Source organism: Bacillus sp. UNC437CL72CviS29, from assembly GCF_000482345.1.
GTDB classification, from domain to species: Bacteria; Bacillota; Bacilli; order Bacillales; family Bacillaceae_G; genus Bacillus_A; species Bacillus_A arachidis.
The window spans coordinates 79457-102234 of the sequence record NZ_AXVB01000014.1 but is presented as its reverse complement, the minus strand read 5'-3'; the positions used below and the strand labels follow the sequence as shown (position 1 = coordinate 102234).

General features: G+C 33.5%; 21 protein-coding genes. 17 read left to right on the top strand and 4 right to left on the bottom strand.

Annotated features, from left to right (window positions below; all coding sequences use genetic code 11):
- Positions 1 to 11 precede the first annotated feature (11 nt).
- The 11 genes from M014_RS0113855 (at position 12) to M014_RS0113805 (ending at position 11987) form a co-directional block, all read left to right on the top strand.
- Positions 12 to 665: a YkyA family protein gene (locus tag M014_RS0113855; RefSeq protein ID WP_026592287.1), complete on the top strand. Its 654-nt coding sequence runs from the start codon at positions 12 to 14 to the stop codon at positions 663 to 665.
- Between the two features lie 274 nt (positions 666 to 939).
- Positions 940 to 1617, top strand: a complete 678-nt coding sequence (locus M014_RS0113850; protein WP_026592286.1) for an MgtC/SapB family protein — start codon at positions 940 to 942, stop codon at positions 1615 to 1617.
- 340 nt (positions 1618 to 1957) lie between these two features.
- On the top strand, positions 1958 to 2491 hold the full coding sequence (locus M014_RS0113845) for a GNAT family N-acetyltransferase (RefSeq protein ID WP_026592285.1): 534 nt from the start codon (positions 1958 to 1960) through the stop codon (positions 2489 to 2491).
- A 318-nt stretch (positions 2492 to 2809) separates the two neighbouring features.
- Positions 2810 to 4645 carry an IucA/IucC family protein gene (locus M014_RS0113840; RefSeq protein WP_026592284.1) on the top strand — a complete coding sequence of 612 codons (1836 nt, stop codon included), beginning with the start codon at positions 2810 to 2812 and terminating at the stop codon, positions 4643 to 4645.
- Between the two features lie 65 nt (positions 4646 to 4710).
- Positions 4711 to 6573: an IucA/IucC family protein gene (locus M014_RS0113835; protein WP_026592283.1), complete on the top strand. Its 1863-nt coding sequence runs from the start codon at positions 4711 to 4713 to the stop codon at positions 6571 to 6573.
- The gene (locus M014_RS0113830; protein ID WP_026592282.1) at positions 6545 to 7774 is read left to right on the top strand and encodes an AMP-binding protein; all 1230 of its coding nucleotides are present in this window, start codon (positions 6545 to 6547) and stop codon (positions 7772 to 7774) included. Before M014_RS0113835 ends, M014_RS0113830 begins: the two co-directional genes overlap by 29 nt.
- A 4-nt stretch (positions 7775 to 7778) precedes the next feature.
- Positions 7779 to 8051: a petrobactin biosynthesis protein AsbD gene (gene asbD, locus M014_RS0113825; RefSeq protein ID WP_026592281.1), complete on the top strand. Its 273-nt coding sequence runs from the start codon at positions 7779 to 7781 to the stop codon at positions 8049 to 8051.
- A 23-nt stretch (positions 8052 to 8074) separates the two neighbouring features.
- Positions 8075 to 9049 carry a DUF6005 family protein gene (locus M014_RS0113820; protein WP_026592280.1) on the top strand — a complete coding sequence of 325 codons (975 nt, stop codon included), beginning with the start codon at positions 8075 to 8077 and terminating at the stop codon, positions 9047 to 9049.
- A gap of 39 nt (positions 9050 to 9088) precedes the next feature.
- Positions 9089 to 9931 (top strand): sugar phosphate isomerase/epimerase family protein, encoded by an 843-nt coding sequence (locus M014_RS0113815; protein ID WP_026592279.1) that lies wholly within the window; start codon positions 9089 to 9091, stop codon positions 9929 to 9931.
- A gap of 353 nt (positions 9932 to 10284) precedes the next feature.
- Positions 10285 to 10491 (top strand): alpha/beta-type small acid-soluble spore protein, encoded by a 207-nt coding sequence (locus tag M014_RS0113810; protein ID WP_026592278.1) that lies wholly within the window; start codon positions 10285 to 10287, stop codon positions 10489 to 10491.
- A gap of 230 nt (positions 10492 to 10721) precedes the next feature.
- On the top strand, positions 10722 to 11987 hold the full coding sequence (locus M014_RS0113805) for an MFS transporter (RefSeq protein WP_051588576.1): 1266 nt from the start codon (positions 10722 to 10724) through the stop codon (positions 11985 to 11987).
- A 110-nt stretch (positions 11988 to 12097) separates the two neighbouring features.
- Here the strand turns inward: M014_RS0113805 and M014_RS0113800 are convergent, their stop codons facing one another.
- Positions 12098 to 12709, bottom strand: coding sequence for a LysE/ArgO family amino acid transporter (locus tag M014_RS0113800; protein WP_026592276.1), 612 nt, complete (start codon positions 12707 to 12709; stop codon positions 12098 to 12100).
- 119 nt (positions 12710 to 12828) lie between these two features.
- On the opposite strand from M014_RS0113800, the gene M014_RS0113795 reads away from it, so the two are divergent.
- The 3 genes from M014_RS0113795 to M014_RS0113785 all read left to right on the top strand — a co-directional run bounded on the left by M014_RS0113795 (position 12829) and on the right by M014_RS0113785 (position 15575).
- Positions 12829 to 14280 carry an aminotransferase-like domain-containing protein gene (locus M014_RS0113795; RefSeq protein WP_026592275.1) on the top strand — a complete coding sequence of 484 codons (1452 nt, stop codon included), beginning with the start codon at positions 12829 to 12831 and terminating at the stop codon, positions 14278 to 14280.
- Between the two features lie 67 nt (positions 14281 to 14347).
- A complete protein-coding gene (locus M014_RS28330; RefSeq protein ID WP_081811034.1) occupies positions 14348 to 14515 on the top strand; it encodes a DUF3933 family protein in 168 nt (55 codons plus the stop codon).
- A gap of 226 nt (positions 14516 to 14741) precedes the next feature.
- On the top strand, positions 14742 to 15575 hold the full coding sequence (locus M014_RS0113785) for a VanW family protein (protein ID WP_026592274.1): 834 nt from the start codon (positions 14742 to 14744) through the stop codon (positions 15573 to 15575).
- A 261-nt stretch (positions 15576 to 15836) separates the two neighbouring features.
- On the opposite strand, the gene M014_RS0113780 is transcribed toward M014_RS0113785, so the two are convergent.
- Positions 15837 to 16760 carry a patatin-like phospholipase family protein gene (locus tag M014_RS0113780; protein WP_026592273.1) on the bottom strand — a complete coding sequence of 308 codons (924 nt, stop codon included), beginning with the start codon at positions 16758 to 16760 and terminating at the stop codon, positions 15837 to 15839.
- An 89-nt stretch (positions 16761 to 16849) separates the two neighbouring features.
- On the bottom strand, positions 16850 to 17044 hold the full coding sequence (locus M014_RS0113775; protein WP_026592272.1) for a YjcZ family sporulation protein: 195 nt from the start codon (positions 17042 to 17044) through the stop codon (positions 16850 to 16852).
- 240 nt (positions 17045 to 17284) lie between these two features.
- Between M014_RS0113775 and M014_RS0113770 the strand changes: the two genes are divergently transcribed.
- Both M014_RS0113770 and M014_RS0113765 read left to right on the top strand, forming a co-directional pair.
- A complete protein-coding gene (locus tag M014_RS0113770) occupies positions 17285 to 18022 on the top strand; it encodes a YwqG family protein (RefSeq protein ID WP_026592271.1) in 738 nt (245 codons plus the stop codon).
- A gap of 207 nt (positions 18023 to 18229) precedes the next feature.
- On the top strand, positions 18230 to 19390 hold the full coding sequence (locus M014_RS0113765; protein ID WP_026592270.1) for a transglutaminase domain-containing protein: 1161 nt from the start codon (positions 18230 to 18232) through the stop codon (positions 19388 to 19390).
- Positions 19391 to 19633: 243 nt separating this feature from the next.
- On the opposite strand, the gene nadE is transcribed toward M014_RS0113765, so the two are convergent.
- A complete protein-coding gene (gene nadE / locus M014_RS0113760; protein WP_026592269.1) occupies positions 19634 to 20452 on the bottom strand; it encodes an ammonia-dependent NAD(+) synthetase in 819 nt (272 codons plus the stop codon).
- Positions 20453 to 20716: 264 nt separating this feature from the next.
- Here nadE and M014_RS0113755 point away from each other — a divergent pair, with 264 nt between their 5' ends.
- Positions 20717 to 22597, top strand: coding sequence for an FtsX-like permease family protein (locus M014_RS0113755; protein ID WP_026592268.1), 1881 nt, complete (start codon positions 20717 to 20719; stop codon positions 22595 to 22597).
- The last annotated feature ends 181 nt before the right edge of the window (positions 22598 to 22778 follow it).

The window sequence follows — 22778 nt, the reverse complement described above, 5'->3', positions numbered from 1 at the left end:
AGGAAAAGAAGTTGAGTTATAGAAAAGTAGCATTAGTTGGAGTACTATCAGTAGGATTATTATCAGGTTGTTTTGGTGAAAAACCAGAAGAAAATCTATTTGTTGCATTTGAAAATGCAGCTAAACAAGAGAAGTCGTTGTTTGAAGATGCGAAAAAATTAGAGACCCTAGAAAAACAAGGACAAGAATTATATACTCAAGTTTTAAATGAAGGAAAAGAGCATAATGAGGCTGTTGCACAAAAACTAGATCAAGCAGTTTCAAATGTAGAAGAGCGTGAAAAAATATTAAAAAGTGAAAAAGATGCATTAGAGAAAGCACAAAAAGAAACGAAGGCAGTTCAAAGTAATGTAGAGAAAATTAAAGATAAACAAATACAAAAACAAGCGAAAAAAGTAGAAGAAGCTTATAAAAAACGTTACGATGCTTTTCAAAAAATGAATGAAAACTATGTGAAATCAATGGCGATTGAAAAAGAGCTGTATGCAAAGTTAAAAGTAAAAGAAACAAAGTTAAAAGAAATCAGCGAGAAAGTGAACGAGTTAAATAAATTAACGGAAGAAATGCAAAAAGAAAAAGAGAAGTTTAATGGATATACAAAAGAGTATAACGAAGGAAAATTAGCATTCTATAAAGAAGCGAAAATCAAGATTAAGGAACAATAATAAAATATATAAATTCAAATTTAAAAATGATATAAACCTTTTCTTCGTAGCAGTGATTTATATGTCGAAAAATCATACAGTATCTAAATTGAATCATACAGACAAAAAAGCCGAGAGAACATTTAAATTATGATGTTTTTTTCGGCTTTTTTAACTTGTAGAGCAGAAAAGAATGGAAATAAAATTCTAAAAGAGTTATAGTTTTATATTTAAGGGAGAAAATGATGTTTAAGAAACGAAATGATGAACATCATATAAGTAAGGAGAATGAAAAATGACATATGAATTTTTACTCAAATTAGGTTTAGCGCTCTTTTTAGGTTTATTTATAGGGATTGACAGGCAGTTAAAGAATAAGCCACTTGGTGTGAAAACAAGTATGGTCATTTCTGTAGCAAGTTGTTTAATTACGATAGTTTCGATTGAATCTGTGAATGTTTACTCTTCACCAGGCCATACAAATATGGATCCAATGCGTTTAGCAGCTCAAATTGTGAGTGGCGTCGGCTTTTTAGGAGCTGGAGTTATTTTAAGAAGAAATAATGATGTTATTTCAGGGCTAACAACGGCATCAATGGTTTGGGCAGCATCTGCTTTAGGGATTGCAATTGGGGCAGGTTTTTATATACAAGCAACAGTTGCGATGATTTTAATTATATTAGCTATAAATGTATTGCCTCATCTTGTTAAAATAGCAGGTCCTTATTCTTTAAGACAAAAGGATGTAGCTATTAAAATTATCGTAAATGAGCACCGGGAACTAGATGGTATTTTTAAACAAATTAATAACTTAAACATGCAAGTAAAACGCGTGAAAATTAAAGATATTGATAGTGAATCTCAGCAATTAGAAATGGTTATATTGGCACCTGAAGATTTATATACAACTGAATTATACAGCTCTCTAAAAGAAATTGATCATATTATTTCGGTTGAGGTGGAGAGTAGGTAGTTAGAAAAGTTGAAAAGGTGATATGAGATAAAAAGGATGATGAGATTCATCCTTTTTATTTTAGATTCATTTTTGTTATTCGGTTATTTGCGGACAGTATCATTTTTAGTTAAACATTCAGTGAAAGTAAAGAGTTTAGATGAGGAATAATAAGCAGGAGATGAAAAACGCTTTTACTGATTCAAGTTGCACTTTATCAAGCCTGATTTGTCGTCTGTTTTTTTCTATTGTAATCGTAGAAGTAAGATGAAGATTTAAGGAGGGTTTTAATTTATTTTGTTTATCTATATAGATATTGTGTCTCTTTTTGATACAATGAGGAACAAAAGGGGGAGAAGAAATGGACATAAAAATCAGAAAGGCAACAGAAAAGGATATAAAGGGAATCGTGAAAGTACATGTTGATAGTTGGAAAACAACATATAAAGGAATATTACCTGATAAAATTATAGATAATATAACATATGAGAGTCGGGAAAAACAATGGAAAAGTATTTTTAAACAAGCGGTAGGAAATCAATATAGGTATGTAGCAGAAACGTTAAATAAGAAAATTATAGGATTTATTGATGGTGGGCCCGAAAGAACAGGAAAATATGATTGTGATGGAGAATTATATGCAATTTATCTTTTGAAAGAATACCAAGGATATAAAGTAGGGAAGCGATTATTTCAAACACTTATGTCAGAATTTATAAAAAATGATATTGATTCTGTATTAGTCTGGGTTATATCGAATAACCCTTCAATAGGTTTTTATGAAAAGTTTTCTCCAGAGCGAGTTGATACAAAGTTTTTAGAGAGAGTAAATGTTCAAGAAACGGCGTATTGTTGGAGAGATATAAATTACCTTCATAGAGTAATATCAGATTGAAAGAAAGTATAGAAATAATATAATTATGTAAACAACAAATTGGTTTCAAAAGGAGATGTACAAAATACTATGTATGTCTCTTTTTTATGTACGGGATCTATAATCCATTGAGAAATGAGATTGTAATTAAGTTTAAAATTATAGAAAAAATATGACTAAAAAACCAAAAATTTAATTATGATAAAAAAATTCTGAAATATACACTTGAATTGATAATGATAATCAATTAGAATTTTATTTGATAATGATAATCATTTTCTGGTTGTTATTGTAAAAAATAAAAATTTCGATAGCAACATTTTTAAGAGGAGGACAAATATGCAGCATGCGAAACAAATCGCGGAACATGCAACAATGCAAAGCTTTTTAAATTGTTATTTACGTGAGACAGGATGTGGAGAATGGGTTACAGAAGATGAAAATATTAGTAACATCTTTAGTAGTACAAAGGATACCAGTCCTGATTCAACATATTTATGCTGTCGGTTATCGGCACAAAACATTACTTTATATACAGAAGTTATATATAAATCACTAACAGGCCGTCATCTGTTTGGAAAGCACTTCTATTATCAAATTGGAACAGGTTGTCATGTTGTGAAAGCAGATTATGTAACGGTTATTACATTACTAATAAAGGAAATGTCCATGAATTATGGAGATGGGACAAACCCAGACGAACTTTTACTTCGGGTTATTCGGAGTTGTCAAAATATTAAGGAGTTTATTGAGAAGCGAGAACAAGACACTGCAAAATTATATGGTTTACATACGACCTTTATAGAGGCAGAGCAATCTTTACTTTTTGGGCATTTAAACCATCCTACACCAAAGAGTAGACAAGGAATACTAAATTGGAAAAGCTCAATGTATTCACCTGAATTACAAGGAGCATGTCAGCTACACTATTTTCGAGCACATAAAAATTTAGTAAGAGAAAAATCAGCTCTTATGGAACAAGCAACAGAAATCATAAAAGAGGAGTTAAGGAAAGACTCGTTTGTGAGTATGGAATTTATTGAACTTTATTGTGAAGAAGATGACTACTCTTTAATTCCAATTCATCCACTTCAGGCGGAATGGTTATTACATCAGCCTTATGTGAAAAGCTGGATAGATCAAGGTGTTCTTGAGTATCTCGGATCAGTTGGAAAACCATATATGGCAACATCTTCGCTCAGAACAATGTATCATCCAGAATCAAATTATATGTTTAAATTTTCTTTTCCTGTGAAGGTCACAAATTCAATGCGTATTAATAAATTGAAAGAGCTTGAAAGTGGGATAGAAGGGAAAAATATACTAAAAACAAAAATCGGAGAAGTACGAGAAAAGTTTCCAGGATTTGATTTTATATGTGATCCTGCCTATATCACGTTAGGAATTGAAGGGCAAGAATCAGGGTTCGAAGTAACCATTCGCGAAAATACTTTTTACGGTGAAAATGCTAATAATGCAACACTCTTAGCTGCGCTTGTTCAAGATGCACTCCCAGGTGAGAGAACGAGATTAGCAAATATTATTTATCATCTTGCGGAAGAAGAAGGGAGAAGTTGTGAAGAGGTAAGTTTAGATTGGTTCAGGAGGTATCTGAACATTTCTCTGAAACCAATGGTATGGATGTATTTAAAATATGGAGTTGCATTAGAGGCACATCAACAAAACAGCGTGATTCATCTGAAAGATGGTTATCCAGTAAAATTTTATTTCCGTGATAATCAAGGGTTTTATTTCTGTAACTCAATGAAACATATTTTAGATGCCGAATTAGCTGGTATTGGTGAAAAGAGTGGTAATTTATATGATGATAGTATTGCAGATGAAAGGTTCCGTTACTATTTAATTTTTAATCATATGTTTGGATTAATAAATGGATTTGGTACAGCGGGTTTAATAGACGAAGAAATTCTCCTTTCCGAATTAAGGATTACACTTGAATCGCTTCTTACGTATAATCGTGAACCATCTACATTTTTAGAAAGGTTATTGAAAGATAAACAATTACCGTGTAAAGCAAATTTATTAACAAGATTTTTTGATGTTGATGAATTAACAAGTCCTCTTGAGCAAGCTATCTATGTCCAAGTTGATAATCCTCTCTTTCAAGAAGAGACAGGAAAGCATGCGGAAAGAGAAAGCGTTGTTCGTGTGTAGATAATTTTGAAATTTAAAGAAATATACAAATGGTATTTTTATTAATTTCTATCATGGAGGAGACTATGAAGGAAGAGCTTTATCATACAAGAGTAATGAAAGCGGTTCAATCAGAGCGTTATATTGCTGTTAGGCGAAGAGTTTTTCGTCAATTAATAGAGTCGTTAATTTACGAGGAAATTATTTCTCCCATTCAGATACAAGGGGAAGAAGATATAATGTTTATAATTTCAGGGTTTGATGAAAGTGGGAACAGTGTCATATATAAATGCTGGGGTCAAGAACGAATGACATTTGGTCGTATTCGCTTAACTGAAAAATCAATTGTAAGAATACAAAATGATAGAGAAGAAGAAGTAACATCCATTGCACAATTTTTAAATGAAGTTTTTAAAAGGGTTCAGATAGATGAAGTGAAATTACGTTCCTTTATTCAGGAGTTAGAACAAACAATCTTTAAAGATACAATCGCTCAATATGAAAGACACGAAACAAAAGAGAAACTTGTAGAGAGTACATACGATGAGCTGGAAAATCATTTAATAGATGGACATCCTTATCACCCAAGCTATAAAGCACGCATTGGCTTTCAGTATCTTGATAATTACCAATATGGTTTCGAATTTAAACAATCGATAAAACTTATTTGGATTGCTGTCCATGATAAACATACTCATGTAGGTACTATGTCTAAAGATGATGTCAATCATATTGTGAGAGAAGAAGTAGGAGAGAGCAAACTGATTGAATTTTGTTCTACTGTTCAAAATATAGGATGCAACCCAAATGATTATACGTTCATGCCTGTTCATCCATGGCAATGGGAAAATTATATCATTCCGAATTATGCTGAACATATACACAATAGGCACATTATTTTTATAGAACAATCCCAAGATGAATATTTTGCACAACAATCGATGCGTACTTTACAAAATGCTACCAATTGTATGAAACCTTATGTGAAGCTTTCTATGAACCTATTAAATACATCAACTGTTAGGATATTAAAGCCACATTCAGTTGTTAGTGCCCCTACTATTTCAAAATGGTTAACAGATTTGGTAAGAGGTGACTCATATTTACGAGATGAGGCACGTGTTGTTTTATTACAAGAATTTGCAGGTGTAACGTATGATCCACCAGGTCAATCTACATATGGTTCATTAGGGTGCATTTGGCGTGAAAGTATTCACACACATTTAGAAGAAGTGGAGGAGGCTATTCCGTTTAATGCATTATATGCAAAAGAGCAAGATGGAACACCTTTCATTGAGCCGTGGCTAAAGCAAAATGGAATTGAAAATTGGCTCCGTGAGCTTATTCAAAAAGCAGTTTTGCCAGTTGTGCACTTATTAGTAGAACATGGTATTGCGCTAGAATCACATGGACAAAATATGATTTTGATTCATAAACAAGGTGTGCCAGTTCGGGTTGCGCTAAAGGATTTTCATGAAGGACTTGAGTTTTATCGTCCATATTTAAAAGATCTAGAAAAATGCCCTGATTTTACAAAAGTACATAATATGTATGCGAATGGACAGCTCAATGAATTTTTTGAAATGGATAGTATGAGGTGTCTACAAGAAATGGTATTAGATGCGCTCTTTTTATTCAATTTAGGCGAGCTAGCGTTACTATTTGCGAATGAATATGAATTTAATGAAGAGAGATTTTGGATACTTGTTGTAGAAGAATTAGAGAGCCACTTTACAAGTTCTCAGCACTTATATGAACGCTTTGAAGAGTTACAGTTATATACACCTACATTTCGAGCGGAACAATTAACAAAACGCCGTTTATATAAAGATATTGAAGCGCTTGTACATGAAGTGCCGAATCCATTATATAACGCACTGCAATTTATAAAAAGTAAGATTGTTATTATGGAGGAGAATTATGTTAATCGTAAACAAACAAGAATATAGTAAAAATGATTTTGAATTAAGACTACAAATGTATGAAAACATGGAACAGTTTCATGATGCGACTGGAAATAGATTTGCCCTTTGTATAACAGATCCGTTTGACATGATTACGCTTGTCTTCTTTTTAAAGAAAAAAGGAGCATCTGTATTACTTATTCATGGAGAGACACCGAGAGATACAGCTGTTAAAATAGCAAAAGGTGCAGCATGCTTTGGACTTTTATATGGAGATTCCAAGCATTTTATAAAACTGAATAGTGAAGATCAAATAAAAAATGAACCGTCCTTATTGCAATATAGTTCAGGAACAACTGGTGAACCGAAACTAATTCAAAGATCCTGGAAAGAAATTGAAAGAGAGATAGATGCTTACAATGAAGCATTGCAGTGCGAAGGTGACGAAGTACCCATTGTATTGGCTCCTGTTTCTCATTCATATGGTTTAATTTGTGGGACACTTTCTGCAATCATGCGAGGGAGTAAGCCGATTGTTATTACAAATAAAAATCCGAAATTCGCATTAAATATTATTCGTAATACACCAAAACATATCGTATATGCAGTACCGCTTATGCTACATATTATGGGAAGTTTTCCACAAGGTACTTTTCAGTTTCATAAAGTGATGACGTCGGGTTCACCATTGCCAGAATCATTATTTTGTAAACTCAAAGGGGTAACAAAGTATATGATGCAGCAGTACGGATGTTCGGAAGCGGGTTGCATTAGCATCTGTCACAATATGAACACACATTTAGATTTAGGAGAACCACTTCCCCATACGTCTGTGCGTATTAGTAATGACCAAAACCAGCCTGAAGAAATAGTGGTAACAATTGGAGAGAAAGTGATTTATACAAAAGATTTGGGATATAGATCAGAACGTGGGATACATTTTGTTGGGCGTATGGATGATGTAATTAACGTGGCTGGTTTGAAAGTATTCCCAATAGAAGTAGAGGAAACGATGCTTCGTCTAGAGGGAATTCGAGAGGCAATTGTGTATCGCGGAAAACATCCTGTAATGGGGGAGATTGTAAAAGCGAAAGTGATTTCTAGTATTGATCCTGTTCAAATAAGAAAATGGTGTATACAACATTTGCCCTCTTATAAGGTGCCGCATGAAATAGAAAATGTAACGGACATTCCTAAAAATGCAACTGGAAAAGTGAGTCGTAAGCTGTTAGAGATGGGGGAATAACAGAATGAATCGTGAAATGTTAAGGATGGATGTATTGAAAATTATGGTAGAAAAAATGGAATTGAAAAATGTTACAGATTTAAAAGATACAATGCGTTTAAATCAAGATTTATATATTGATTCTGTCATGATGCTGCAACTTATTGTTTATATCGAAATGGATTTACAATTATGTGTACCAGAGGATGAAGTAGATCCAAAAGCTTTTTCTACTATAGGTTCATTACTAGATTTTATGGAAGAGTTACAACCGTTACAAGTGGATATAAATAACTAATATTTTAGAAAACGGGTGAAAACATGACTTCAATTAAAGTTCATTGTTTAGTGAGTTGTTTTTGTGAAATTATTAAAAGGCGTAGTGATATAGATTTTCGACCTTTTTACTTTGGGTTATGGGATGGGGATTTTGATATAACAGAGGAAGGAGTCCTTTCTTATCATTCTGAGAACATTAGCCATAAAGGTTACTTATATTGGTACGAAAAACTATATGGGATCAAAGTAAACGAATGGTATGATCATTCAAAAGAGAAACAAACAAATTTAGAGACTTTTTTAGATTTAGTAGAGAAAAAACCAGAAAATCGATATGTCATTGTAATGGTAGATATGTCACTATTGCCAGAGAGAGAAAATAAATTTCATCAAAAACCATTTCCACATTACTTAATGATAGAGAAAACAAATCTGGAAGACGAATGGTTTATGTTTGATCCTGATTTTCGTTGGGAAGGTAATATGGCAAAGGATAAAGTCATTCATTCTATTGAAAATAATCCGTTTGGTGGGGGATATTTCATTGATGTACAGACAGTTCAGGAACCCTCTCAGGAAACGGTAGAAAGTTATTTTGTTGAAACATTCAAAAGGGATTACAATGAATTAACGATGAAAGTAAAAGACTTGGTCATAAGAATGGTAAATGGTGAAGCGGAACTTTCTAAACTAATACCAGCAGTGAAGCAAATCCCTGTATTGGCCATCCGTAAATATAGTTATGAACATGCATTCGCATATTTTCGTGACACATTACAATACTCTGAAACAGAATTTGATTATTGGTGTGATCGTGTAGAAGATATCGTGCAAGGTTTTACAAATGTACAGTATAAAGCAATAAAAATGGAAATGACAAACAATAAAGAGATGTTATCATCAATTGTTGAAAAATTAAATGAGATGAATGAAATTGAATTTACGATTAAACAGGAGCTAGAGAGGCAGTTTGTAGCATGGAAAAACATAAGAACAAATCAGTCTGTTATTGTATAAACAATCATTATTGAATTTGAAATAAAGGGGTTTGAATTTATGAAGTATTCGTTATGTACTATTTCGTTTCGCCATCAGCTAATTTCATTTACTGATATAGTTCAATTTGCATATGAGAACGGGTTTGAAGGAATTGAATTATGGGGGATTCATGCACAAAATTTATATGAACAAGAACGTAAAGTGACAGAAGAACAACTAGATTTTTTGAAAAATAAAAATCTGAAAATTGTGATGATAAGTGATTATTTAGATATTTCATTGTCAGCAGATTTTGAGAAAACAATGAACAAATCAGAGCAATTAGCATCGCTAGCAAATTGGTGTAATACAAATAAGATTCGTACGTTTGCTGGACAAAAACGAAGCGACAGCTTTACAAAAGAAGAACGTCAGAAATATGTAAAGCGCATTCGCACTATCTGTGATTTATTTGCGCAACACAATATGTACGTGTTATTAGAAACACATCCGAATACATTAACAGATTGCTTAGACTCAACTCTAAATTTATTAGAAGAGGTAAATCATCCATATTTAAAAATTAATCTTGATTTTCTCCATATGTGGGAATCTGGTGCCGATCCAGTAGAAAGCTATCGCCAATTAAAGCCTTGGGTACAGCATTACCATATGAAGAATATATCTGCAGCTGCTCATTTAGATGTCTTTGAGCCTAATAATGTATATGCTTCAGCTGGTAGTCGAAAAGGAATGGTTCCGTTATTTGAAGGTGTTGTGAACTATGAAGAAATTATTAGAGAAATTCAAGATACGGAACATTTTGCTTCACTAGAATGGTTTGGACATGGTGCGAAAGATGTTTTGCGAGAGGAAATCATTCGTTTAAGAAGAAAACAAATGACAGTATTAACTTCATAAAGTACACAATATGTACGACTGTGATAATAACAAAATGTAAATTTTCGTTTTTTCAACAAATGTAATACTAGAGTGAATAAAAAAGAAACTCTTTTTTGTAAGGGCGTTGAAGAAGCGATTATTTCGAAAAAAACATGTATTTTCTCCATATATAGAAAATAAAAAGAAGTTCACATTCTATACATAATAGTTAGTGAACTTCTTTTTTTCATTAGATGGACTTTTTCAGGGAGATCCGCTTTGTGAGATTCTTTCTTTATGGATGTAAAGTTTAAAATCATAAAAAACCATAATTTACCATGTATTTCATTTGAAAATCTATCCATTTTAATATGTAAAGGAGGTGAACGGAAATGGCTAGAAATCGTAGTTCTAATCAGTTAGTATCAAATGGAGCACAAGCAGCTCTTGATCAAATGAAATATGAAATCGCGCAAGAGTTTGGTGTGCAACTTGGTGCTGATACTTCTTCTCGTGCAAATGGTTCTGTTGGTGGTGAAATCACGAAACGTCTTGTAGCTATGGCGGAACAACAGCTTGGTGGCGGATATACTCGTTAATGTAAAGCTGTATAAAAGAAGGGAAGAGTTCTTCCTTTCTTTTTTTGTATCATTTTTCAAAAGTAAAAAGAAGTTTTCCATTTAATAGCATGAATGTGCTGTTAAATGGATTGGAAAAATAGAAGTAATGCTATGTTATACTCCAATTTCTTTTGTTATATAAGCTAAAAAGCAGATGACATATAGTAGCCCTGATGAAATTTATAATCGAATTTTATCAGGGCTACTACATGGAAGAAATAAATGTGAAAGGTTTCGAAATTAACATGTTAAAAAAAGAAAACAGTTGTTTAATTGCACTTGCATCTGTTCCACTTGTTATGACATTAGGAAATTCAATGCTCATTCCAATCCTTCCAACAATCGAAAAGAAATTGCATATTTCTTCTTTTCAAGTATCTATGATTATTACTATATATTCCATTTTAGCTATATTATTAATTCCTATAGCTGGTTATTTATCAGACCGGTGGGGACGTAAAATGGTCATGGTCCCGAGTTTATTAATTGCAGCTATTGGAGGCGGTATAACGGGGTGGGTATCATGGAAGGTAGAAAATCCGTATGTTTGGATTTTAATTGGAAGAGCGATTCAAGGAATAGGTGCTGCTGGAGCAATGCCAGTTGTAATCCCATGTGTTGGCGATTTATATAAAGATGAAAAACAAGTAAGTACCGGATTAGGTATTATTGAAACGTCAAACACATTTGGCAAAGTCCTTAGTCCGATATTAGGATCAGCTCTTGCAGCAATCGTATGGTTTTTACCATTTTGGTCCATCCCAGTTTTATGTGCTGTTTCTATCGTTTTATTATTATTGTTAGTAAAAGCAAAGAAACAAGCAAATGAGGCCCCGCCTTTTAAAGAATTTATTCAATCAATTGGTTCAACTTTTCGAGAAAAGGGAAGATGGTTAGTCGCGATTTTTGTATTAGGTGCTATCGTTATGCTCATATTATTTGGAATTCTTTTTTATTTGTCTACGACATTGGAAGAGAAGTACAACATTCATGGAATTTGGAAAGGGTGTATACTTGCAATTCCATTGCTAGTATTATCTATAAGTTCATACATGGCTGGAAAGAAAATTGGTGATGACCAAGGTGTTATGAAAAAATTTATATATACCGGATTCATACTAGCAGCAGTGTCTGTTATGCTTCCATTATTTTTAAAAGGAATTTACTTATTAATTATTTGTCTTGTTATTATGGGGATTGGCATTGGGATCGCTTTACCGTGTTTAGATGCTCTTATTACTCAAGGAATTGAAAAAGAACAGAGAGGGACGGTTACTTCTTTCTATAGTTCGATGCGTTTTATCGGTGTAGCTGCAGGACCGCCACTCTATTCTTTTTTTATGAAGGGAGCAGATCATGAAGTTTTTTATTTAACAAGTATCTTTGCGATAATTGGAGCAGTGGTTACAATTGTTTGGATTAAACCAGAGAAAGACCAATCTATTCTGAAGCGGCAGCCGAAACCAATTTCTTAATTTGTCCTGTTATTCAATGTGCATGCTAGCTATAGATTTATTGTGTTTGCGAGTATGGATGAGAGTCACATATTTACAACATATAATATGTGACTCTCATTATTTACTTGTTAAGTAATAAGTTGTTTCAGCATATAAAGAGCAACTCCCCAAATAATAACCCCTGAAACTTTATTTAGAATTGTAATTGTATTTCCTGATGAATCTATTTTTCCAATCATGCGCCCTGCAAATGCTAAGCCGATAAACCAAAGCCAAGAAACCGTAATTGTTGTGAAAGTAAAAGCCCATTTTTCGCTGCCTACATATTGGATAGAGTTTGTACCGATCACACCAATCGTATCTAAGATTGCATGTGGATTTAATAAAGAAACAGAGGCGGCAAAGATAATTTGCTTTTTGATAGTCATTGATTTTGCCTCAATCGTCTCTTTTGTAGACTCACTTTTCCAAACCATCCAACCCATATAAACTAAAAAGAAAAATCCAATTACATAAAGTGTGGTTGTTAGCCACGAAAAGGTAAGAAGCATAAGTGATACACCTTGTACCGCAATTAATATTAAAATTGTATCGCAGATAGATGCGGTTAGGATAACTGGTGTAGCCCGCAAAATACTTGGCTGACTAGCACCTTGGTTAAACACAAAGACGTTTTGTACACCTAATGGAATAATGAGTCCAAACGCCAGAATCATTCCGTGCATGATCGCTTCAATCATTTTATTTCCTCCTATATAAATTGCTGAAATATGATAGTGTATATTTTATAAAAGAAAATTGAAATTGTATCCATCCATATGGTTGGATAACAAACCAACCAAAAAAGCGAGGCGACAGCATGGAACGATTTGACTGGAAGCCAAATGGATCTTCTCCAGTTCCCTTATATAAACAAATTGAGGAGTATATAAAAGAGAAAATTATAAATGGAGAATGGACGGTTGGTACAAGATTACCGTCGCAACGAGCTTTCTCCCATGCATTTGAAGTGAATCGAAGTACAATTGTAATGGCTTTAGATGAATTGGCAGCGCAAGGGTTGATTGAAGGAAAAGGTAGAAGGGGAACAATTGTGAAAAATGATGCATGGAGTATATCAACTTTGAAGTCTCACTCTAACTGGAATTCCTATGTAGAAACAGGTATTCATTATCCGAATCTCCCTACCATTCAAGAAATTAATCAAGCTGAATTTTATCCACATATCATTCGATTAGGTACTGGAGAACTTTCACCAGAGCTTTTGCCTGAGAAAAAAACGAAACAAATCATGAAAGAGCTTTCTCATGGGCAAATTCCTTTAGGATACGCGGAGCCAAGAGGGGATTTCAAATTGAGAGAGCAAATAGCAAAGTACCTAAAAAAATTTGATATTCTTACATCTCCAGCATCTATATTAATTGTTTCGGGAGCAATTCAAGCACTGCAGCTTATTTCGATGGGACTTCTATGCAAAGGCTCGTCCATTTTACTTGAAAAACCATCATATTTATATTCTCTCAATGTTTTTCAGTCTGCTGGAATGCGTTTGTTTGGTATTCCAATGGATGAGCATGGGATTCAACCATCGCTTATTTCAAAATACAAAAGACAATTCAATGGTTCAATTTTATACACCATTCCGTCTTTTCATAATCCAACAAGTCTTGTTATGAATGAGCAAAGAAGGCAAGAAGTTATGAAAGTATGTAATGAAATTGGATTACCTATAATTGAAGATGCTGTCTATCAAGATTTATGGTTTGATTCATCTCCACCAAACCCATTGAAGGCAAATGATACAAATGGGATTGTATTACATATTGGAAGTATGTCAAAAGTCATTAGTCCTGGTTTAAGGATCGGCTGGATTGTTGGACCAGAACCAGTCATTAAAAGATTGGCAGATATAAAGATGCAAATGGATTACGGTTCGAGTTCGTTATCACAACGAGCTGCTGCAGAATGGTTTGCAAGTGGGTTATATGAAAAACATATACAGCAAATACGAGTTGAGTTGAAAAAACGGAGAGACTTTATGCTCAAAATGCTAGAGAAATATTGTAGAGATATAGCAACTTGGCAAATACCAACTGGTGGATTTTATATTTGGCTACAAATCGAACCAAACATTTCAATACGAGAGTTGTTTGAAAAGGCATTACAAGAAAAAATTCTACTCAATCCTGGAAATGTGTATGATAGAAATGCAAGCCAATATTTACGTCTCTCTTATTCATATGCTTCAATGCATGAAATAGAAAAAGGTGTTAAAACGGTTGCGAGATTGATAAAGAATCTCTCAATATAATGACTATATTTTTTGGGAAGTAAAAAATGATATTATAGATGCTAGTAACTGAAAAAGGGGAAGAAATATGAAACACTATGTTATTTGTCAAGTTATTGATGGAATAAAATATTTAGCTGCCTATGCAGAAACAAGACAAGAAGCAATTGAAAAAGCTGAATTATTAGGGTTAAGAACAGGAGGACGCTACGTTGTTGTTACTGCTGAAGAAGCGGAAGGATTACAGTATCCTTAATTGTTAAGCTACTAATATAGAGAAAAAGAGTGAATCTAAGATTCGCTCTTTTTTCATATTTGTATAAAATTAACTTCAAATATCGTTTCTTTGTTGCTAAGACAGTATTATAATTATTTCTGTATATTATGATATTTTATTTGAGAGTGGTTATAAGAATGCTGTATGAGCGTATAAGTAATATTTTAACCATAGAAAGTACATTGGTGATAGAGGAGAGTAAAAAATGAATGAAGTAAACATACGGCCTAAAAAAAGGTCTAAGTATCGTATTATGTTAGGAACGTGGTATTACTCTGTAAAAAGAAATATTCAATGGTTAACGGATGGGAAAAAGTATGCTAAAACTTTTCAACAAGAAAAGTTATCTTGTACGGTTATACAGCATCGAACGATACTGCTTCGTAAACTTAAAGATGTAGATATGTGGTATCAAGAGAATAAAATTATTAATTTAAAAATCGCCATTAAACAGTTAAACGGTGTTGTGATTAAGCCGGGAGAAACATTTTCTTATTGGCGTTTAATAGGTAAGACTACAAGGAGAAAAGGGTATGTAGAAGGAATGGTGTTGCATTATGGTACTTTTAAACCAGGAGTTGGAGGTGGGCTTTGTCAACTTTCAAATTTAATATACTGGATGACTCTACATACAACACTAACCGTAACAGAACGATATCGTCATAGCTATGATGTATTTCCGGATTCAAAGCGTACACAGCCGTTTGGAAGTGGTGCGACTTGCTCCTACAACTATCTTGATTTACAAATAAAAAATGAAACAGATCAAGCTTATCAACTTTATCTTTACGTGACAGACGAACACTTAGTGGGGGAATGGAGAACAGCCTATCCTCAGCTTTACCAATATGAAGTATACGAAAAAGAACATGCAATTAAGCCAGCTTATTGGGGTGGCTATATCCGACGTAATGTCATACATCGAAGGGTGTTTAATCAACAAAAACAGTTTGTTGAGGATCAATATGTAACGGAAAATCATGCAATAATGATGTATGAGCCACTTCTGTCTTATAGTAGTGATAAAAGTGAGGAGTAGTACTTTATGAATAAGCCTAATAAAATGAAACTTTAATTTTACGGATAGTGAATCTTATCTCTAACACATATACTTACGTCGAATTTTGAGTTGGCGGTATAATTGTTCGTAAGTAGTAGGATAAAACATTTAGTTTATTAGGCTTATTTCTTTTTTTATGATGTAGTGTTTTTACAATATCCATGTGAAAATGATGAGAAAAGTAAATGAATACAGTAAGAGGTATTATTCTATGGATAATGAAACTAATTTAAAAAAAATTCAATTTCCGTTTCTAAATCGATTAATATATGTTTTGAAATTCCAAGACTGTAAAAAATTTTCGGCAGCGTTAAAGCCAGACTGATAGAGCCATTCTTTTTCATCGGTAGTTAATTGGAATTTTGTACTTGTAATTGTTCCAGTTGGAATTGTAATGGTTCTTGCTTTTGATTCTTTATCTAGATGGCGTAAGTCGTGTGCTTGCATCATCGTTTTGAATAAGCCTTTAAACATAGAGAGGGGATCTTTATAAGGAACAGGTTCAGCTTGTATTTCATTTTTTACAAAATGAAAACCAAAAGTTGGCCAACGGGGTAAATTAGGGGAGTCAAAAATCCAAATTGGATAATTGCTAAGAAGACCTCCATCAACCATATAGCAAGGTTGTTTCCATTTTGGTGTTTTCCACTTTACTGGTTCGAAATAGAAAGGAATGGTGCTGCTCATTCTAACTGCTTTTGCAATAGAGAAATCTTGATTTGTAAAGCCATAGTTAGGTAAATCATCAGGGAAAATAACCATCTTTCCATTACTAATATCTGAGGCAATAATTTTTAAGTTTTGTGGATTAGGTAAGTCACTAAAACTATGGATCCCTTTTTTGTGCAAGAGGTCTTCTAACCAGCTTTCTAAATAGTTGTTTGAATAAATGCCTAATTTAGTCCATGCGCTTAATCCCTTTCCTATAAAAGGGACTTTATCAAGTAAACTTTTTTTTATAAATTGATGATAGTTAACGTTATTTATAATTATTTTTAATTCTGTACAAGAATAACCAGCTGCTAGAAGAGCTGCAATAATAGCCCCAGCAGATGTTCCCGCTACACGCTCCCACTCATAGCCATGATTTGCTAATGCACAAATTGCGCCAACATGCGCAATTCCGCGCACGCCGCCACCTTCAAAAACACCATCAATTTTCATAGGAATAGTTCCTTTCAAAGGTTGGATTTGCCGTATAGTAAAAAAGCACGTGATTCACGTGCTTTTTTTACAATAGTTTTTAAAGCTACTTAGCAACCTATGAAACCGCCCCAGCAGCTAGCTCCAATGATGATTAAAAGGATGAATAAAACGATTAGTAAAGCGAAACCGCCGTAACCGCAACCACCGCCACAACTGTAGCCGTAGCCGCAACCACCGCCACAACTATAGCCGCAACCACCGCCACAACTATAGCCGTAACCGCCACCATAACCAAAACCCATATGGAATGCCTCCTTATAATAAAAGTTGAAATAAAGAAAAATGAACAATTTGAGGATCTGCTATAAGGAATTATGAAGGATCGTATTTGTAGGAACACTGTATACTATGCTGTATTAAAGTTATTCGCGTACTAGGGATAAGCCCGTTTTTTTTGAATAAATTATTTTGATTTTTCAGGATGAAGGATATGCCGTGTTTATGCTATGATACGGATAAGTACATTTATGTAAGGAGAATTTATGAGAAACCAGATTGATTTACTAATTGATAAATATGATTTAACACATATAAAAAGAGAACTACTAGCTACTATATTTCCATGTATAAAAGTTGTTCCGAGACAAGAAGAGTCACTTCCCATTGGCTGTTCAAAAATGGGGGGGCTTCCTGATGTCCCATCTACATTTGAATATCCAACTCACGAAGGAAAGGCATTGGATTTTATTGCACAATTTAATTTAGCTGATTTGCAAGATATGGGCGTGGATCATGATTTACCTGAAACAGGTATGTTGTATTTCTTCTATGATAGTAATTATCAACATGCTGGTAATGGATGTGTTTTATATCATAACGTTCCGTTAGAACAATTACAGAGGGTAAATGATAAACAATCAAAGTATACACAATGCACATTAACATTTAAATTAACCTATAAACTTCCTGAGCTATTTATTGAGGATGAAGCTGATTCGGATCGTTTTTTACAACTATTAGAGGAATTAATGCCAGATCATTATGATAATCATCAAGTATTTGGTCAACCATTCTCAGTTCAAAGAGAAGTGTTTGAAGAAGCTGGAGAATCTGTTGGTATTCATGATCACGATATGACATTATTATTCCAAATTGACTCTGATTATACAAATTGTAATATGATGTGGGGAGATTTAGGTATGCTGTATTTTTGTATTGGAAATGAGGATTTAAAGCAACGTCTTTTTGAAAATACATGCAGTGTATTGCAATCTTGTTAGAAAGAAAAGCAGTAGTTAATTCTTATTAAGAACCTACTGCTTTTTTATTTTAGTATATGTATCAATTATAGTATAAATATCCTATAATTGATACATATAGATTGTAAGATATGTATAATCGCATATTTTCTTTTTGAAAAAATATTGTATACTTTAAAAATATATGGAGTTTTTTCGTATATTTTTAGAATAGAAGGATGTGGCGAGATGAAGAAAACAAACAAGTATGTAACAGCTGTCGCGCTTTGTTCAACAATCATGATAGGTGGTTTACAAGTGCCTGCTGTATCATATGCAGCTACAAATACAAAAGTGGTAGCTACGCAACCAGACGCAAAAATACTAGGGGATTTCCGAAAAGAATTAAAAAAACATATTGATAATCGCGAAGAGAATATTACAATTACGTATAAAACAAAAGCTAAGAATGCTAGAGAAGTAATGGATACGCTTTATAAAGAGTATACTAAAATAGTAGATGCAGATGAGTATTTAAAATATAATGTAGCAAGTACACAATATTCAATTCGTGGTATACCAGGGAACTATACTTTTACATTAAAAATTTCATATCGTGAATCAAAAGAACAAACACAATACGTGAAGGCGCAAGCAAAATCAATTGTAAGTTCTATTTTGAAGGAGGGCATGGATGAGCATGAAAAAGTGAAAGCAATTCATGATTATGTTGTGAAACATGTTTCTTATGATACTTCTTACAAGGCTTATACAGCATATGAAGCATTGGCAAACCGCTCTGCTGTGTGTCAAGGATATACATTATTAACATATCAATTACTAAAAGAAGCAGGGATTCAATCCCATATTGTAACAGGAAAAGGGAATGGACAAGCTCATGCTTGGAATCTAGTGAAGATCGAGAATAAGTGGTATCATCTTGATACTACATTCGATGATCCAGTTCCAGATAAAGCAGGTCGTGTGACATATTCTTATTATAATATGTCTGATGAGCAGTTAGGAAAAGACCATGAATGGGATCGTAATAAATACCCAAAAGCATCAACTAATTATTATAATGAATTAACAAATAAGATAAAAACAGGTAGTCCTAAAGCGGTAGTATACCAAAAAATGCTAAAGGATACGAACTTAATTTATCTATCCGCACAATACGGGGCTGAAAATTACAATGAACTTAAAGCGAAATTGCAGAAGCAATTCACTGCAAAGCCTAAAAAGGTAGAAATGCGTTATAAACAGTCGATGGATGGAACAATGCAAGATATAAAAAAAGTATTAAATGAACTTTCTTGGCCAACAGGGGCGAAAGGAGTTTCATACCAAGTTGCACCGTATAGTGCGATGGCAGGTTATTCATTAGCGACAATCACATTCAAATATTAATGAAAAGGGGCATCTGTAACAGGTGCTCTTTTTGTATTTGTGAGTGGTACCTTTCCGTGACGGTTAGAAAGGTATCAGTTATAGTTAGAATAACTACAATGTTAATGTTCATAATACGTTAGATCTATCTTTTTTAGCGTGGGTGGCGATTTTTAAAGGGGTAGCTCTATTGATGAGACATTAATGCTTAAAAAATCTAGAAAAAGAAGCCAATATAAACTGGCTTCTTTTGTCTTTTCATGTCTATTTCCACCAATCATCAAACATCGATGCAGGTACTTGTCTTTTATGTTCACTTACTGTATAACGTTTTTCAATTTTTTCTGCTACATCTGCAGAAACTGTCTTTCCCTCTAAGTAATCATCTAGTTGATCATATGTAATACCTAATTCCGTTTCATCTGCTTGACCTGGTTTTTCATCTAATAAATCTGCTGTTGGCATTTTTAAGTAAAGACGTTCTTCAGCACCTAATTCTTGTAATAAAGCACGGCCTTGGCGCTTTGTTAAGCCTGTAAGTGGTAAAAGATCGGCACCACCATCTCCGAATTTTGTGAAGAATCCTGTTACAGCTTCAGCAGCGTGGTCTGTTCCGATAACAAGTAGACCTTGTTGGCCGCCAATTGCATATTGTGTGACCATGCGAATGCGAGCTTTGACGTTTCCTTTATTAAAATCTGTTAATGAATCACCTAATAAGTCACTATATTGGTTAGAAAATGTATCAACTGTTGAGGCAATATCAAAAGCAACAGATTGGTCAGGTCGAATAAATTGTAGTGCTAACTGTGCATCATCTTCATCTTTTTGTACGTGATATGGAAGGCGTACAGCGAAAAATGTTGCATTGCCTCCTTCATTACGAACTTCTTCAACTGCAAGCTGTGCTAAGCGACCAGCAAGTGTAGAATCTTGTCCGCCGCTAATTCCGAGCACAAATCCTTTTGCACCTGTTGTTTTTAAATAGTCTTTTAAAAAATCAATTCGTTTACGGATTTCTGTTTTTGGATCGATTACAGGTTGAACATGTAGTGCTTTCATAATTTGTTCTTGTAATGTCATTATGGTTTCCTCCTATTCATTTAGAACGAGCAATAAGTATATATGTACTGATTCATAAATCTCCATTCATATTATTTCGCAAAATTAACGAATATACAATAGGTTGCAGATATGAATGTAGTTATTATAATGAAACGGATTCGTTTAATCAATTTTTCTGTAACCTTTCAAAAGTGTAAGGTTTTTGTCATTTGAATCGATGGAAGATATTTCCGCGCTTTATTATGATAGCGATATAGTTATTAAAAGGGCGGAGGATACAACATGAACATTAGAGAATTAGCGTTCCGTAATGTAACACGGAATCGACGAACATATTCAGCTTATTTTTTGAGTAGTGCATTTGCAATTATGGCTTTTTTTGTTTATTCGTTTTTTGCTTTTCATCCTTCATTAAGTGCAGGTCAGTTAGGTCAATATGTATTTGTAAGCATGTCTTTTGCACAATTTATTATTTATCTTTTTACGTTTTTCTTCATTCTATATTCAATGGGAATGTTTTTAAAAACAAGAAAGCGTGAATTAGGAATTTTAATGATGTTAGGGATGACGAATTTTCAATTAAGACGTCTTATCTTTTTTGAAAATGTAATGATTGGTATTGCTGCAATCATTACAGGAATTATTTGTGGGATGTTGTTTTCAGGTGTATTAATTTGGATTGCTCCACTTCTATTAAAATTGGATATATCGTTGCCATATTATGTTCCAACAACTGCAATTGGTATAACATGTGCTATGTTTTTCATTCTATTTATCATTATTTCATTCTTTAGTGCAGGGATGATTCAGAAAAACCAAATTATGAAACTGTTTAGAGGTTCAGCGAAAGCAAAGCCAGAACCAAAAGCTTCTATTATTTTTTCAATACTAGCTGTATTATTGCTTGGCGTGGGATATATAGGTGCGTTAACTTCGCATGGTGCCATGGTGTTCATTATGTTGATTCCAGTAACGACTGTTGTCATTATTGGCACATACTTACTATATAAGCAGTTCAGTGTATTTATTATTCGAGCATGCAAGAAGAGTAAACGGTTCTACTGGACAAGAACAAATATTATTACACTTTCAGATTTAGCGTATCGGATGAGAGATAATGCACGAATGTTCTTTATTGTAACAATAATTTCGACCGTTGCTTTCTCAGCAATTGGTACATTAGTGGGCTTTGCTTCTATGACAAAGGGGATTATGGAACAACCAATTACATTTCATTACCACTCTCAACAAGGGAATGGAAATGAATCACAGCACTTACAATTTATTGGACAAACATTGAAGAAGCATCATATATCCGCTGAAGAAATAGAGATTGTATCAAAGAAGACAGAAGATAAAGCATTAAGAGATGCGACCTTTGTGAGAGAATCTGATTATAAAAAGTATGCAAAGTTAACGGGGGAGCCAGTTGAGTTATGGAATGAAAATGAAGTACTATTTCTATCGATAGAAATCCCGGGTCCACCGAGAAAAGAGAGAACAACAATTGAATTACCGCATGATAAAAAAACGTTGCAGGTGAAAAAAGTTAACACCTCTTCTCTTGGTAAAGTGCTTACTGGAAATATATATATAGTTTCAGAATCTCAATATGATTTACTACAAGATGGGTTTAAAGAAGTAAAAGATTACATGTATAAAACAAAGGAGACAAAAAATAAAATTGAAGTCGGAAAAGAACTCACAAACCAAATAAAATCTTATCAAGAATATTCAAGGTTTAGTGCTGCAGCATATGATCAAAACCAGGCTTTACAATTTGCTGGACCTATTTTGTTTGTAGGATTTTTTATTGGCATTGTATTCTTTGTTTGTGCAGGTAGTTTTCTATACTTCCGCCTATTCTCTGACTTAGAAGACGATTATCGTTTATTTGATTCCATTCGAAAAGTGGGGTTAACAAGCGGTGAGTTAGCAAAAGTAGTGACAATTCGATTGGCATTATTGTTCTTTGTTCCAATTGGAGTCGCGACATTCCATGGTGCGGTTGCGTTAACGGCGTTAGGGCAAATGTTTGAGTATTCGCTTTTAAAAGAAAATGCCATTGTATTAAGTATCTTTGTGGGGGTTCAAATCGTATACTTCATTGTGATACGATCCCGTTATTTAAAGCAATTGAAAGAAAGATTACGAATGAGCTAACTTATAGTAGCTAAAAAAAACCTCTTAACACATGGTGGTAAGAGTTTTTTTTATGTGAATAACCTTGTTTTTCACATATATTTGTCTTACGCTGGATTTTTTTGCAAGAAAGTAATATACATATATTGTAAAGTTATTAGTTGCTTTATTAACAGAAGATTTTACAAACGTCTGTTTCGTC